At 59.4% G+C, this 13,117-nt stretch carries 10 protein-coding genes; 2 read left to right on the top strand and 8 right to left on the bottom strand.

Translation table 11 applies throughout. From position 1 onward, the window contains the following. Positions 1-2 precede the first annotated feature (2 nt). The 3 genes from OH720_RS30985 to OH720_RS30975 are packed head-to-tail and all read right to left on the bottom strand — an operon-like array spanning position 3 to position 7,204. Positions 3-2,717 carry a putative virulence factor gene (locus OH720_RS30985; protein WP_272604014.1) on the bottom strand — a complete coding sequence of 905 codons (2,715 nt, stop codon included), beginning with the start codon at positions 2,715-2,717 and terminating at the stop codon, positions 3-5. Then, on the bottom strand, positions 2,714-5,779 hold the full coding sequence (locus OH720_RS30980) for a virulence factor SrfB (RefSeq protein ID WP_272604013.1): 3,066 nt from the start codon (positions 5,777-5,779) through the stop codon (positions 2,714-2,716). Before OH720_RS30980 ends, OH720_RS30985 begins: the two co-directional genes overlap by 4 nt. Before the next feature lie 6 nt (positions 5,780-5,785). After that, a complete protein-coding gene (locus OH720_RS30975; protein ID WP_272604012.1) occupies positions 5,786-7,204 on the bottom strand; it encodes an SrfA family protein in 1,419 nt (472 codons plus the stop codon). 266 nt (positions 7,205-7,470) lie between these two features. Here OH720_RS30975 and OH720_RS30970 point away from each other — a divergent pair, with 266 nt between their 5' ends. Next, positions 7,471-8,682, top strand: coding sequence for an aldose 1-epimerase family protein (locus OH720_RS30970; protein WP_272604011.1), 1,212 nt, complete (start codon positions 7,471-7,473; stop codon positions 8,680-8,682). 6 nt (positions 8,683-8,688) lie between these two features. On the opposite strand, the gene OH720_RS30965 is transcribed toward OH720_RS30970, so the two are convergent. The 3 genes from OH720_RS30965 to OH720_RS30955 all read right to left on the bottom strand — a co-directional run bounded on the left by OH720_RS30965 (position 8,689) and on the right by OH720_RS30955 (position 10,923). Further along, positions 8,689-10,182, bottom strand: coding sequence for a YifB family Mg chelatase-like AAA ATPase (locus OH720_RS30965; RefSeq protein ID WP_272604010.1), 1,494 nt, complete (start codon positions 10,180-10,182; stop codon positions 8,689-8,691). Positions 10,183-10,359: 177 nt separating this feature from the next. Further along, the gene (locus OH720_RS30960; RefSeq protein WP_272604009.1) at positions 10,360-10,530 is read right to left on the bottom strand and encodes a hypothetical protein; all 171 of its coding nucleotides are present in this window, start codon (positions 10,528-10,530) and stop codon (positions 10,360-10,362) included. 36 nt (positions 10,531-10,566) lie between these two features. Further along, positions 10,567-10,923, bottom strand: a complete 357-nt coding sequence (locus tag OH720_RS30955) for a hypothetical protein (RefSeq protein WP_336299061.1) — start codon at positions 10,921-10,923, stop codon at positions 10,567-10,569. A gap of 369 nt (positions 10,924-11,292) precedes the next feature. Between OH720_RS30955 and OH720_RS30950 the strand changes: the two genes are divergently transcribed. Beyond that, positions 11,293-11,556, top strand: a complete 264-nt coding sequence (locus OH720_RS30950; protein ID WP_272604007.1) for a HigA family addiction module antitoxin — start codon at positions 11,293-11,295, stop codon at positions 11,554-11,556. Positions 11,557-11,567: 11 nt separating this feature from the next. On the opposite strand, the gene OH720_RS30945 is transcribed toward OH720_RS30950, so the two are convergent. Together OH720_RS30945 and OH720_RS30940 are read right to left on the bottom strand one after the other, a co-directional pair. Continuing rightward, on the bottom strand, positions 11,568-12,092 hold the full coding sequence (locus OH720_RS30945; RefSeq protein WP_272604006.1) for a BRO-N domain-containing protein: 525 nt from the start codon (positions 12,090-12,092) through the stop codon (positions 11,568-11,570). A 392-nt stretch (positions 12,093-12,484) separates the two neighbouring features. Further along, on the bottom strand, positions 12,485-12,745 hold the full coding sequence (locus OH720_RS30940) for an accessory factor UbiK family protein (RefSeq protein WP_272604005.1): 261 nt from the start codon (positions 12,743-12,745) through the stop codon (positions 12,485-12,487). Positions 12,746-13,117: the final 372 nt, after the last annotated feature.

Below are 13,117 nucleotides of genomic sequence, written 5' to 3'. Positions count from 1 at the left end.
GCTTATCTCGCTGCGAAGGCTGTGAGCACTTGGCCCAGCCGTTCGTTCTGTTCAGGGGTGATTTCACGTCCGGCACCATGGCCGGCATTGTCCTGCGTGATGTAGGCCAGGCCCGAGAGCCAGTCGCCCAGGTACCGTTGCGCCTGATTCGACGGTTGCGCCGGCAGTTCGGGCACTTGTCCCGGGCCAATGTCGGTGTAGAACGAAAACAAAGGCGCCTTGGCGCCGGTGCGGCTGTTCGGACGCTCGTTCACCGGCTTCTGGAGGTAGCCGAACCAGGACACGAAATCGCGCAGCACACGTTGCACTTCCAGTACCTGACGCTCGACCAGTTGATCGCGCCGCGCGCCACTTTGTGCTCGCTTGAGGACGGCGCGGCTCAGTTGCCCCGGCAAGTCCTGGCGATAGCCGGCGGTGATCAGTTCATCGACCACCGCTTCCAGCAAGGCCTTTTCCAGCCCCAGCAGGTTGAGCAGGCTTTGCCGGGTGGTCAGTTCCCGCAGGTGCGCGATCCAGGCCTTGAAGGCCGCTTTGGCAAAGCGATGCTCATTGCTTTGCAGCTCGGGCGCCGGGGTGCCGATTTTGTTGCTCGCCGGCGTGCTGGCGGGGCTCAGGTCGTCACCGAAATCGAAATCAAAACCGGCGTCGTTGCCGTACAGGCTCTGGCTCGGCGTAGGTGCGAGCGGTTCGTCGGTCACGACGGGCTCGTCATCGGTTTCGTACACGCCGCTGAGGTACAGGTCGCGCACCTCTTCGCTCGGCATGTCGAGTTGATCGATCAATTCGCCAAGTACCGCCGGACGACGGCCCAAACCGGTCAAAATCATTTGCGCCTTGGCTTTCTTGGCGGCTGCGGCGCTGTCGTCGTCGGCGTGGTACCAAGTGCTCAGGCCGTGAGTGGTCAGGCCTTCGAGGCACTCGCTCAATTGCTCGCGGATGCGCTGCAATTTGAATTCGATATTGGCCACGCCTTTGAAACTGCCGCTGAAGTGGCTGATGCCACCGTCATCGTTGCGCAGCATTTCTGTCCAGGCGTTGGCCGGGTTCCTGATGTGTTTGCACACCAGGGCGTTGCTGGCGAAGCTGGTGCCCAGCGCGCTGACACGTTCCTGATAGAGGGCATTGAGACCGGTTTCCGCACCGGTCGCGTCTTGCCCGATGAACGCCGCGTCCATACGCGGTTTGCGCACCAGGTAGGTGTTCTGGAACGGAGTGCCGGCCCAGTCGTTCATCCAGCTCAGGCTGCCGAAACGCTCCAGCATGGTCAGCTTGATCATGCCGTTCCAGCTCTCGTCGTACTGATCTGGCGTCAGGCTCAGGGAGTTGGTGATGCGCAGGTCGAGCATGGTCAGCGCCCAGATCAGGCCAGTATCGCGCTTGCTGCGAGCGGCCGAGTCGGCGCCCTGGGTTTTTTCGATCCAGCGGGTCAGCACCGGGCCCACGTCGTTGACGTCGCTCTGTTTGGTCGAGCCTGTGCACACCACCAGCGCGTTCATTTCCTGGTTGTCGGTGTAGCGTTCGAACAGGTAGGCGACCTTGCCGCGCAGGATCAGCTGGGAAACGGAGTTGTCCTTGGCGGTGGACTCGGGGTCGCTGGAATCGGCGATCTCGTGCAGTTTCTGGCGCCCGCGATAACCGGGGAAATCCAGCAGGTCGACCTGATTGACGATGTCATCCACCGGCGCTTCGATCAGGCGGAAAGTCATTTCGGCGGTCAGTGCCGCCAGTTGCGCGACCGCAATGGCCTGACTGTTTTGCAGGCGATCGCCCACCAGCGGTCGAACATCGATCGGCAAGTCCTGCGGGCTGCCGAAGCGTTCGAGGATGTCGACGTTCATGATGCTGTCGCGCTGGCTGTAGGTGTCGTTGTCGAAGCTCACCAAGGCCTTCAGCGGTGCGAACACGGTCTCGGGCAGGCCCAGCTTGTGCAGCGCGCCGGCCAGTTGCTGGTACACGCGCGTCAACTCGCGTTGCTCACCCCAGAGAATCGAAAACAGCTCGGCCCGTTCCTGGAAATTCAGGCGTGGCGCCAGTTGCAACGCTTTGGGCCAGTACAGGTGCTCGAGCTTCTTCACCGAGTTGCGGAAGTTGTCGCGCAGGTAATCCCACAGCGACACCAGATCGTCGGCGTTGACGCCCGTTTGCAGCGGCCCGGTTTCGCGGCCTTCGAACGGTTTGAGCACGCGTTGGATGCGCTCTTCATCGATCTCGTAGGAAATCCGTTCAAGGTCGAAATCCTTGAACCAGGCGTTGGCGAGAATCTTCGCCAGCTCGATTTCCTTGAACAGCGTGAGTTCTACCGGGAAGTCATTGTCCTGACTGACCGTCGCCCGACGGCTGAAACGCGTTACCAGGCCGGTGGCTTCCTTGCCACCACCCACCGGGTTGATGTGCTTGATGAAGTCCAGGCGCTGGTCGCCGAACTCGGTTTCCAGCTTGCCGTTCTGACCGGCGGCGAGGGCCGAAATCAGGTAGGACTTGCCGGCCTGGGACAAGCCGAAAAAGCCAATGGTCATCGGCGTGCAGGCCACGCGACCGAGGCTTTGGGCCAGGTTGCGGGCGCGGTGCAGGCGGATGTTCAGGTTGTCGGCTTCGCTGTCCAGGCGCGGTGCATTGCCGCGCGTCTGGCCAATCCAGTCCAGCGCCTGACCGGCGCCTTCATAAACAGCGGCCCAACTGGCAGAGAGCTGAGTTTGATCGGGGGTCAGGTCATTCATTTGCGTTTCACACTTCCACTGTCGAGCCAGTACTTGGTCTCGCTCAGGCCGGCGTCGAGCATGGTGTTGAGTTCCAGCTCGAGGTCGCTGCGCGGGTTGAAGTTGACGTTGTTGCTGTTGGATTCGATGTCGCGAACCGAGAGGCGGTCGCTGACCAGATCCTGCTTGCGGGTGTATTTGTCCGCCGGCTTGACCTGGAATCGCACCTTGAGCAGCGGCGCGCTGCCGTTTTCACCGATTGCGCGGGAGAACTTCTCCCGACCCGCCTTGGTGAACCGCAAGGTATACAACGGCGAGGCGGCCCAGCGTTCAGCGGCCAACTGGCGGAAACCGAGGCGCAGATCGCCGCGCATTTCCAGCTGTGGCGTGTCGGCGGCGTCGCCATCGCCAATTACCGGTAGCTTGATTTTGTAGTCTTCGGACTGGATATCGCGGTACAGCACGTCGGCGTCCTTGATCACGTTGTTCAGGTCGATGACGCCGATGTTCTTGACCGTCGAATACGGCTTGAGCGCCGATGCCCGGAAGTAGAAGTTCGGCACGCTGTGGTTGGCGCACAACAGGCAGAGCATGGCGCCGACCGAGGCGGTGCTTTTCGGGTCGTCGATCCGGCCGTTCTTGTGAAACGGATACCAGCCGCCGGTGCGGTAGTTTTGCAGCGCCAGAATGCGCCCCGGTGGCAGCGGCAACACCTTGCGAATGAACGCCTGGATGCCGGGCAGGCGCGAAGGGCGGCCGGTCAGCAGCAAGACATCACACGGGTAATGCGCGACCACTTCACACAGCGCACCGAGGATCTTGGTGATGTTGATCTGGTCGTTGAGGAACGCGGCGTGGAGCTTTTGCAGGTCGAAGCTGATCGGCGCGGCATACAGGTCGAAACCGCTCTGGGCGCCGACATCGCGACGCACGGCGGCATTGACGTAGTCGAGCACGGTCTGGCTGATTGCGTTGTCACCGAGCAAATGGCGGTAGCTTTGCGGGATGACTTCCTGCGGGACCTGCGGATCGTAATGCTCGTACGCCTTGAGCAGCGCCAGGCCCAGCGGGGCGAACACCTGGAGGTTCAATTGCTGGCGCAGGATCATGTCTTGGGCACTGACCGATTCATCGCCACACAGCCGCGACATCAGTGAGTTCGGGGCCTTCACGCCAGCGTTCTGCAAGGCTTTTTCGAAACTCGGCAGGATGAAGTCCTGAATCACATCCAGCAGGATGTCGTCGCCGGCCACTTTGAAGCCATCGCGAAAACGCTGTTCGGGGACGATGTGCACATTGCTGCCGCTGCCGGTATTGCCCGCGCGGTCGAGACGATAGTCGGTGATCACAAGGTCCGTGGTGCCACCGCCGATGTCGATGGTCGCGAGGGTGATGCGTTGGCGGTCGGCCTTGTCCGGCCGGGCGATGGTGTCAAAAAACTCTTCCGGGTGACCGGCGAAGTTCTCGTTGACCTCGGTATACAGGTAAACCAGCTGGCCACAGGACGCTTCGTCCCATTCCACACGGATACTCGGGATCGGCGTGCGCGGGCTGACGGCCTGGTCCAGATGTGGATCTTCCTCACCGGCATGCCAGCCGAGGCTTTTCCACACCAGGCCGATGGCTTGCAGCATGCGTTCGTTGAGGATGCTGCGCTCGGCCTGCGGCATGCCCGGCGGCACGGTCAGGGTAATGCTGTTGAGCTGGCGCGGCACGCGGGTGTGACCCTGGCGCGAGCGCTGGGCCGGGCTGTTGATTTGCGACAGCGCCTGGGCCAGTACTTCGGCGAGCATGAAGGTCATTAGCGAGCTGCGTGAGTAACGCGGCATGAACACCGGCAGGCGATCGTCTTCTTCGAGGCTGTAAAGCGCCTCGCCGGTTTCGTTGATCAGGTGCGAGAACGGCGCGGCGGTGGCAAACGGTTCATTGTCGGTCTTGATGTACGAACAGTTGAAACGCCAGCCGTGGCCATAGGCGTTTTCGTCCCACAGATAGCGTTTCGGGCTGGACAGGCCCGTGGAGCCTTCGGTGCCGCGACGACGACTGGCCAGGCGACCGGCCTCATTGCCGACACGGGCAATCGTCGCCCATTGGAACGCATCGTGACGACCACTCTTGACCGAACAGTGGTCCTTGCCGAAATACGCCTGGGCGAATTCCACGCGGCTTTCGAACGGCAGGTTGTAGGTGTGTTCGGGGGTGATCAGGTCGCGCAGTTCCAGCACGTAGTTCTGCTTCAGCCCGGAGCCGGCTTGACCGTGGTTTTCGATCAGGATGCCGCAGGTGCGCGAGTTGCCGACGTCCAGTACCAGGTCCACCGGAATCGGTTTGACCAGGCCATTGCTGTCGTTGGCGACCACTTTCAGCTCGGGGATTTCAACTTTCGCCCCGGTCTTCGACTGCTGGGCGGCTGAAGGTTTGCTCAACAGGCTGAGCAAGTTGAGGTAGTGCGCCAGGTGGTGGTTGGCGCGGATGTCGATGTCCAGCTCTGCGCGCGAACGGTGGGCATTGCCCTCATTGAACACTTCCAGCAACCACTCATTGACCCACGGCTGCGCCAGAAACCAGCGTGTTTCGCTTGCCTTGGTCGCCAGTTTGAAAGACACGCCGGAGCTGATGTCTTCTTCGTTGGGCGCCAGATAGGCAGTGCCGTCACGCTTGGGCATCACACGGCTGTCGAACGCCATCGTCAGGCGGTGGGTGTTGCCGTCGATGTCGGGAGTCTCCAGTTTCACCAGGCGCATGCGCGACCAGTTGCTCGGACCTTCGTCGAAGCGATGCGGTGGCATGAAGCGGAAAAACGGGATCGGTAGCCAGATACCGTCGAGCAAGTCGAGGCTGCTTTTCATGTCGACACTGAACGCAGGTTTGGCTTTTTCGACCTTTTCCGGTTCGGGTTCGTAGAAAAAGAAGTCTTTCTCTTCGTTGTACGCCAGGCGGCAGATCAGCCCGCTGATCATCGGTGCGAACTCGCCCGCCGGTTCCTTGCGGGGATCCAGGCGCAGGGCGAAATCCATGAACTGGATGCCGGTGTCGCTGACCAGCGTGACGGTGTCTTCGAATTGAGTGACTTCAGGCAACATGTCGGGTTATTCCGTTTTTTCGGCCACTTGCCGCATGGACATGGGGAATTGTTCTTTTCCGTAACCGCCGGTGCAGTCCGCGATCGTGGTCGCCCCTGGGCGGCAGTTGACCTTGGGCATCTCGTAAGTGCTGCCATCGGCGCAAACGGCCTGGCCCTGGCTGTCGATGGCCAGGCTGCCACCCTTCATAGTAGCGCTCACCGGCCCACTGCATTTCGATCCGTTGGCCTGGTGGACGGTGACTTGGCCCTTACCGTCCTTGAGCTGGTATTCCAGGCGCAGTGGTTTGCCGGTTCGGCTGTCCTGTATCCCGGCGCCTGCGCTGTACTGGCCATCGAGAAATTTGGCGGCACCGTCGGCGGCGTCTGGCGGGATGCTCAGGGGCGGGCCGGATTTTGCGGCGGCGGATTTTTCTGCTTCGGGCGATGTGACATCCGGCGGCGTGGTTTTGTTTTCGGGTGGCGCGGTCTTGTCTTCAGGTGACTCAGTTTTGTTTTCGGGTGGCGCAGTTTTGTTTTCAGCTGCGGGGTCTATGGCCGGGTCTTTGCTCAAGTCGGCGGGTGCCATGTCAGCCTCGTTACCCTCGACGGCTGGCGTTTCCACACCCTGCGTTCCGGTCACGGCGGTGCCGGTTCCAGTGGTCGAGCCTATAACAGTGCCTGTCACCGGGACGCCATTCAGCGTCGTGACATTGCCGGTCAGAGGCGGCTCTTCCAGTTGTTTTTCCACCGGTACAACGCCCTTGGGCAGCAAATCTACCGCCACCAACGGAATCGGGACGCACCCTCGCAGGCCGAGCAAAAGCCACAAAAGCAGCAGCAGGAGCGGCAGCAGCAACAGCCACCACCAGCGACGCCACCACGGACGAGCAACCACCGGCACAACGGGCGCAACAACAGGCGCTTCGGCCACGGGTGGCAGCGTGAACGCGGGCGGGACCTGATAAAGGCAGTGCAGGGGGTCGCTGTTGCCGGTACCGGCATGCTCGAAACCCCAGAAGGTCAGCACCGGTTTGCCTTGCACCAGGTAGACGAAGTTTTCGTCCGGGAAATGAATCACGCGCTTGAGCAGCTTGCCGAACACGGCTTTGTCGCCTTGCTGCTGTTCGGCGGAGTCAGTACCCAGGAAACGCTGGCTCAACTCTTCGAGCGCGGTCTTCAGCGCTTCAAGCTGGCGGCGGGCAGGGGCGCGTTCTTCTTCGGTCGCGCTGCTCCACGGAATCACATCGCCGTCGAGGGCGCTGTACCAATCGATCTGGTTGCCGAGCTCATCGCTTTGAGGGATGGCCAGATGATCTACCAAATCGGGATTCTTGCGGCGAATGGCTTCGCGCAATTGCAGGGCTGCCCGGTAGACCGGTTGACCTGTTTCGCCGAGGGCAGTGAATGACCCGCTCTTGCCGCTGCGTAATAGTGCCCCGCGCATTCAAACTCCATACGATCCGTTGCGCAAAAATGACAGACAAATGTGTCTGTACCTGCTCCTGCATTTGGCAAGCGACCATGATGCCATAATAGTGTCGCCGTCAAACTGCCGGAGGTTCAAACCTTATGAGACTAACGTAAGCGTGCGGAGGTTGCATAAGGTCAATATTAATTGGCTTTGGAAGGCTAGGGGGTGCACTTTTTAAGCTTGCTGAATCGTTTCATCAGCGCTATAAAAAATGCACAACTCCAAGAAAGGCTTTCCCCATGTCCCCGCTCAAACTCCTCGTTGTCCTTGGCGCGCTGTCCGCCTCCCACGCCATGGCTTGGGATTACGTCCTGCTCGACAGCGACAAAGCCGCGCAAAACTGGCAGATCACCAGCCAGCAACTCGGTGTGAAAACCGACCAACCCTTCTCCGTGACACTTCGAACCTTGCACGGTGGTCGGCAAGAGGGCGTCAGCATCGTCGACATCGATAACGGCACGATGAAGCTCTCGGTGGTGCCGACTCGCGGGATGAACGTGCTGCAGGCGTCGGTCGGTAGTGTGCGCATGGGCTGGGATTCGCCGGTCAAGGAGGTGGTCAATCCGTCTTTCATCGAGCTCAATGGCCGCGGTGGTCTGGGTTGGCTGGAAGGTTTCAATGAGCTGGTCACCCGCTGCGGCTACGAATGGGTCGGCCACCCCGGCGTCGACAACGGCGAACTGCTGACCCTGCACGGTCGGGCCGCCAACATTCCTGCGAACAAAGTCACCCTGCACATCGATGAAAAACCACCGTACGCCATCACCTTGCGCGGCGAACTGAAAGAGCAGGCGTTCAAGAAAGTCGACTTCTCCGTGGCGACAGAACTGGTCACCGAACCCGGCAGCGTAACGTTCGCGCTCAACGACACCCTGACCAATAACGGTGACTATCCGAAGGAATACCAGGCGCTGTATCACAGCAACTTCAGCACGCCGTTCCTGGAACAGGGCGCCCGCTTCGCCGCACCGGTGAAACAGGTCTCACCGTTTAACGACAAAGCCAAAGGCGATCTGTCGGACTGGCAAACCTACCGCGCACCGACCAAGGACTACGACGAGACGGTTTACAACGTGGTGCCGTATGCCGATGCCAAGGGCGATACGTTGACCGTGTTGCATAACAAGGCCGGCAGCCTGGGGGTTTCGGTCGGCTTCAACACTCAGACACTGCCCGTTTTCTCCCTGTGGAAAAACACCGATACCCAAGGCCAGGGCTATGTCACGGGGCTGGAGCCGGGAACAAGTTTTTCCTACAACCGCCGTTATCAGCGGCCACTGGACCTGGTACCGACAATCGGGCCGAAGGAACACAAGCAGTTCCGCATCAGCTACAGCTTGCTGGCGGATAAGGCGGCTGTGGATAAGGCCTTGAAGCAGGTGAGCGAGATTCAAGGTGGGCGGGAGACTGAGGTGCGGCAGACGCCGTTGGTCGATCTGACCAAGGGGTGACGCTGGCTAGAGCGTTGTCGGTCGATATTGCAGCGCCTCGGCCAAATGTTCGCGTCTGATTCCGTTGGCTTGTTCAAGGTCCGCCAGCGTGCGCGCGACCTTGAGCAGTCGATGGGCTGATCGCAGGGAGAGATTGAGTCGTTCACAAGCGGTTTCCAGCCAGTTTTCATCGACTGTGGACAACTTGCAGTGCTTGCGAAGCCCCGGCAGATCGAGAAAGGCATTGGCACAGCCCTGACGCGTCTGTTGGCGCTCGCGTGCATCGGCCACGATCAATGCAGCGCTGGCGCTGTCCTCTCCCGGTTTCACGGGTGGATTCAGCGCCGTGGCCTCCCGTGCCACGGTCAGGTGCAAGTCGATCCGATCCAGCAGCGGGCCCGATAGCTTGTTGCGATAGCGCTGAACCATGTCAGGTGTGCAGGAGCAGCGCCCGGTAGGTTCGCCAAGATATCCACAGGGGCACGGATTCATCGCCGCCACCAACTGGAACCGCGCTGGAAACCGTACGCGATCCTTCGCCCGGGAAATCACGATATGCCCGGACTCCAGGGGCTCTCTCAACACCTCAAGCACCCTGCGTTCAAATTCCGGAAGCTCATCAAGAAACAAAACACCATGGTGGGCGAGGGTGATCTCGCCCGGCTGAGGTTTCGAGCCGCCGCCCACCAGCGCGGGCCCTGAGGCGGAGTGGTGAGGCTGGCGAAACGGCCGATGCGGCCAATGGCTCAGCGGTACACAACTGGTGACCGATTGAATGGCTGCGACCTCCAGGGCTTCGCTTTCCGACAGCGGCGGCAGCAGCCCGGGCAGGCGACTGGCCAACAAGGTTTTTCCGGTCCCCGGCGGCCCGCTGAACAGAAGGTTGTGCGCACCTGCGGCGGCAATCAACAGCGCTCGTTTGGCTGCCTGCTGACCCTGCACTTCATTCAAATCAGGATAGGGTTTGCTGGCGTAGAGCAAACCATTGGAGACATAGGGCTCGATCGGCGTATGCCCATTGAAATGCGCAACCGCCTCCAGCAAATGATCCACCGCAATCACCTTCAAGCCCGACGCCAGGCATGCTTCCTCGGCGTTGGCCCGCGGTACGACCAGCGAACGCCCAGCCTTGCGCGCCGCCAATGCTGCGGGCAATACACCGCGCACGGCCCGGACCGCGCCAGACAGGGCAAGCTCCCCCAGGCACTCCACATCATCGAGCGTCAACGTCGGCACCTGTACGCTGGCCGAGAGAATCCCCAGCGCAATCGCCAGGTCGAAGCGCCCACCATCCTTGGGCAAATCCGCCGGTGCCAGATTCAACGTGATGCGCCGTTGCGGAAACTGCAGCCCGGAATTGATGATCGCGCTGCGCACCCGGTCCTTGCTTTCCTTCACCGCCGCCTCGGGCAGCCCGACCATGGTCAGCGATGGCAAACCATTGGCCAGATGGACTTCAACGGTGACAGAGGGAGCATCCACGCCAACCTGGGCGCGGCTGTGGACGATGGAGAGGGACATGGTCGTTCCTTGAGGTGACGGAGGCCGCTTCCTGCGGGTTTTTCAAGGATAGACGGGGGAGAGGGGATGGTGGAGTGGTTATGCGGGCATAACTTTCACGGGATATTACGGTTACGCATCAGGGCATCGGCGAGCTACAAAAAAACCGCCATTGAGGCGGTTTTTTGATAGACAGTTTCAGGCTCTTTTGCCGGCAAGCAAGCCAGGAGGTTCAAGGTCGTTGCCGTGAGTGGCAGCGACATCAAGGAATCGTTGTTGATTGGCTGAAATACTGCCAGCCAGCCGAAGCGCTTCAGCATGATACTGAACGATAAGTAACAGCCTGGCTTTTCGCTTTTTGTGAATCATGGACACCTCCTGTGCCTGGGAGTGAGATAGATACTATTAATCGTTCAGGTAAATGACAAGTCGATTGGTCTGGTCGAAGCTGAATCCGAGAGTCTGGTAGTAGGGGAGGACATTTGGGTCAGGATCTTGAATCTCTATTTCATTGCACCCCAGCATTCGTGCATAGGTATCTGTAGCCAGCAGCGCCATCGAGGCGATCAAGCCACGAAGAGGATGAGATCTGTCTGGGTGGCCCTGCAAAAGAACGATCTTTATGCAAATAGTGCTTTTACGCGGAGTGGCATAACACAGACCACACAGCTTCTTTTCGTACCAGATGGCCAAATCCAGTCCCTTGGCATCTTTGCACTTCCAATCCGGTACGTTTTCCCACGGGTAGAGTGCAGCTTCCATCCACGGGTGACAGGCAGTTATCGCTGCGGGAGTTATTGGTTCGAACCTAACGGCCTCGGTGTTGAGTTTCCTAGCCCGAGACTTACAGTCCTCGACGAAAATTTTATAGGCGAGCATTCGTGCATTTGATTTGTAAGTCTGGTTTCGAAGTTCGGTGCCTTTTCCTTTTCTTCTCATTGCTAGCGTCTATCGAATAACAAGGAGAAAAGTGTAAAGAAAAGGGTGCGGACTGATAAATCAGGCAGGAGAGCTACGTTTTGTAGGACCGTGCCGAGATAGTTGAAGGACGTCGGTGAAAGAGTGTGGCAGGTCTTGCTGGATGAAGGTTGCTGGTTATGATCTCGTTGAATTCAGACGTAGGTAACGTGAATGAACAGGAATGGGATGCGCCCGATTCATCCAGGTGAAATTCTTAGCGAGGAGTTTTTGAAGCCGCTGGGCATTTCAACCGCTGCGTTGGCCAGCTGGCTGAACGAGCCTGAGGCTGAAGTAAGCAAGGTTGTTGGTCGGCAGAGCGGTATCGGTGCTGGTCTGGCGCAAAAGCTATCCATCCACCTGAACACCACGCCCGAGTTCTGGCTGAATCTGCAATCGACTTATGATTTGCGTTCAGCCCAGATCGAGCGTGGTTGAGCGTTAAGTATTCAAAGCGACTGCAAGACTCGTGAAGCCCGCTTCCACCAAGGGGGCACCGGACGTCTTGTCTGCTCCCGATCCGTCACCATCTGCGGTACATCCTGCAATCGAATCCAGGGCTGGTTATTCCAGTGCAGCAAGCTCAACGACATTTCCGGCCAGTTGAGCAGGCTCAGTTGTGGGCGTTCGGTTGTGCTCAGGTGTTGGGCATCACGGAGAGCGGGGACGACTTCGTGGGTGAGCCATTCACGCAACGCTCGGTACTCGGGGCAGTAGTGGTAGACGAGGAGGGCGTAGACGCCGGATTCGCTGATTAGCAGGGTGTTTTCGATGTTGCCGTGGATGAGCGTTTTGACGGTTTGGTATTGGTCGGGATCTAGTTTTCGGAGTTGGCGGTCGTTGAGGTAGATGCGTAGTAATCGTCCCAGGTCGCGGGCGCTGAACCAGGGTTGGTTTTGGAGGAGGAGGGCATGGAGGTGGAGTTTGTGGCGGGTGAAGACGTGGGGGATCAGGTAAGCATCATCTCGATTCATTGATACAGCTCCTTTTGCTTAAGGGCTGCCGGCAATTGTCGCCAAACAATTGGGTGGCAGTTGTACGCGGGTTGGCGAACCGGAGCAAAAGGAACCCGGCAGACCCGGAGGTCTCCCACGCACAACCGCCATGACTTGCATCGATGGTCGTCATGCTCCTTAAGCTTCCAGGTCGCCAAACCCAGTGCTGAACATTCAGCATTGGGTGAGCTTAGGAACCGGAGCATCGCGGCGCAATCGGACGGCGGATGAGAACTTTGTAGGACGTTGCCGGGATTGTTGCGGGGCTTAGGATCAAAAGATCGCAGCCTTCGGCAGCTCCTATAGGTAAAGCGGAAGGTCGTGCCGACCTTCAATCGCGGGCAAGCCCGCTCCCACAGGGATCGCGGTGTTTACTCGGCAGGTGGACTGAGCTTCGCTTCCAGCTCCGCCACTTTCGCTTCAAGAGCCTCCAACCGTGCCCGCGTGCGCGCCAATACGACAATCTGGCTATCGAACTCTTCCCGGCTAACCAGATCCAGCTTGCTGAACCCGCTCTGCAACAGCGCCTTGAACTGGCTTTCGATTTCGCTTTTCGGCAGTGGAGTGTCGCCGCTGAAGAGGCGAGAGGCGGTGCCTGTCAGGGCGTCGAGGAAGTCTTTGGGCGCGAGCATGGGGAAATGTCCTGGTAGCAATGACGGGCAGTGTACCACGCAGTGTCTATAGTCAAATTCGCGGGTCAGGGATGCACGCTTTTCGCGCATGGGGACGGACGGTCTCGCACCGTTGTTGTGCGTGACGCGTTGGGTGTTGTCGTGAAGTGGTAGCGATCTGTTGGCAAAGGCTTGAAAACTATGCGTTTTGTGGAGATGGCAAGCTTTCTGCTTAGATGCTGATGACCCATGCACTGATGCAGTCGCTGTGACGAATGCAGTGCGCCAGGCGAAACGCGGGGGAGTGTTTCGCAAGGAGCGGTTAGCTGGCGTCGGACGGGCAGGTAAGGCCGACGATGCGTTACAAAGCCAGGCACTGCGCTTAGACTTGAG

The organism is Pseudomonas sp. WJP1 (genome assembly GCF_028471945.1).
Classification (GTDB): domain Bacteria; phylum Pseudomonadota; class Gammaproteobacteria; order Pseudomonadales; family Pseudomonadaceae; genus Aquipseudomonas.
Note: the sequence above shows the minus strand (reverse complement) of the source record. Positions and strands in the feature narration are given on the sequence as shown.

Excerpts from the sequence above, each read along its gene's own strand:
- OH720_RS30985 (WP_272604014.1), bottom strand. The coding sequence starts at position 2,717 with ATGAATGACCTGACCCCCGATCAAACTCAGCTCTCTGCCAGTTGGGCC.
- OH720_RS30980 (WP_272604013.1), bottom strand. The coding sequence starts at position 5,779 with ATGTTGCCTGAAGTCACTCAATTCGAAGACACCGTCACGCTGGTCAGC.
- OH720_RS30975 (WP_272604012.1), bottom strand. The coding sequence starts at position 7,204 with ATGCGCGGGGCACTATTACGCAGCGGCAAGAGCGGGTCATTCACTGCC.
- OH720_RS30970 (WP_272604011.1), top strand. The coding sequence starts at position 7,471 with ATGTCCCCGCTCAAACTCCTCGTTGTCCTTGGCGCGCTGTCCGCCTCC.
- OH720_RS30965 (WP_272604010.1), bottom strand. The coding sequence starts at position 10,182 with ATGTCCCTCTCCATCGTCCACAGCCGCGCCCAGGTTGGCGTGGATGCT.
- OH720_RS30960 (WP_272604009.1), bottom strand. The coding sequence starts at position 10,530 with ATGATTCACAAAAAGCGAAAAGCCAGGCTGTTACTTATCGTTCAGTAT.
- OH720_RS30955 (WP_336299061.1), bottom strand. The coding sequence starts at position 10,923 with ATGGAAGCTGCACTCTACCCGTGGGAAAACGTACCGGATTGGAAGTGC.
- OH720_RS30950 (WP_272604007.1), top strand. The coding sequence starts at position 11,293 with ATGAACAGGAATGGGATGCGCCCGATTCATCCAGGTGAAATTCTTAGC.
- OH720_RS30945 (WP_272604006.1), bottom strand. The coding sequence starts at position 12,092 with ATGAATCGAGATGATGCTTACCTGATCCCCCACGTCTTCACCCGCCAC.
- OH720_RS30940 (WP_272604005.1), bottom strand. The coding sequence starts at position 12,745 with ATGCTCGCGCCCAAAGACTTCCTCGACGCCCTGACAGGCACCGCCTCT.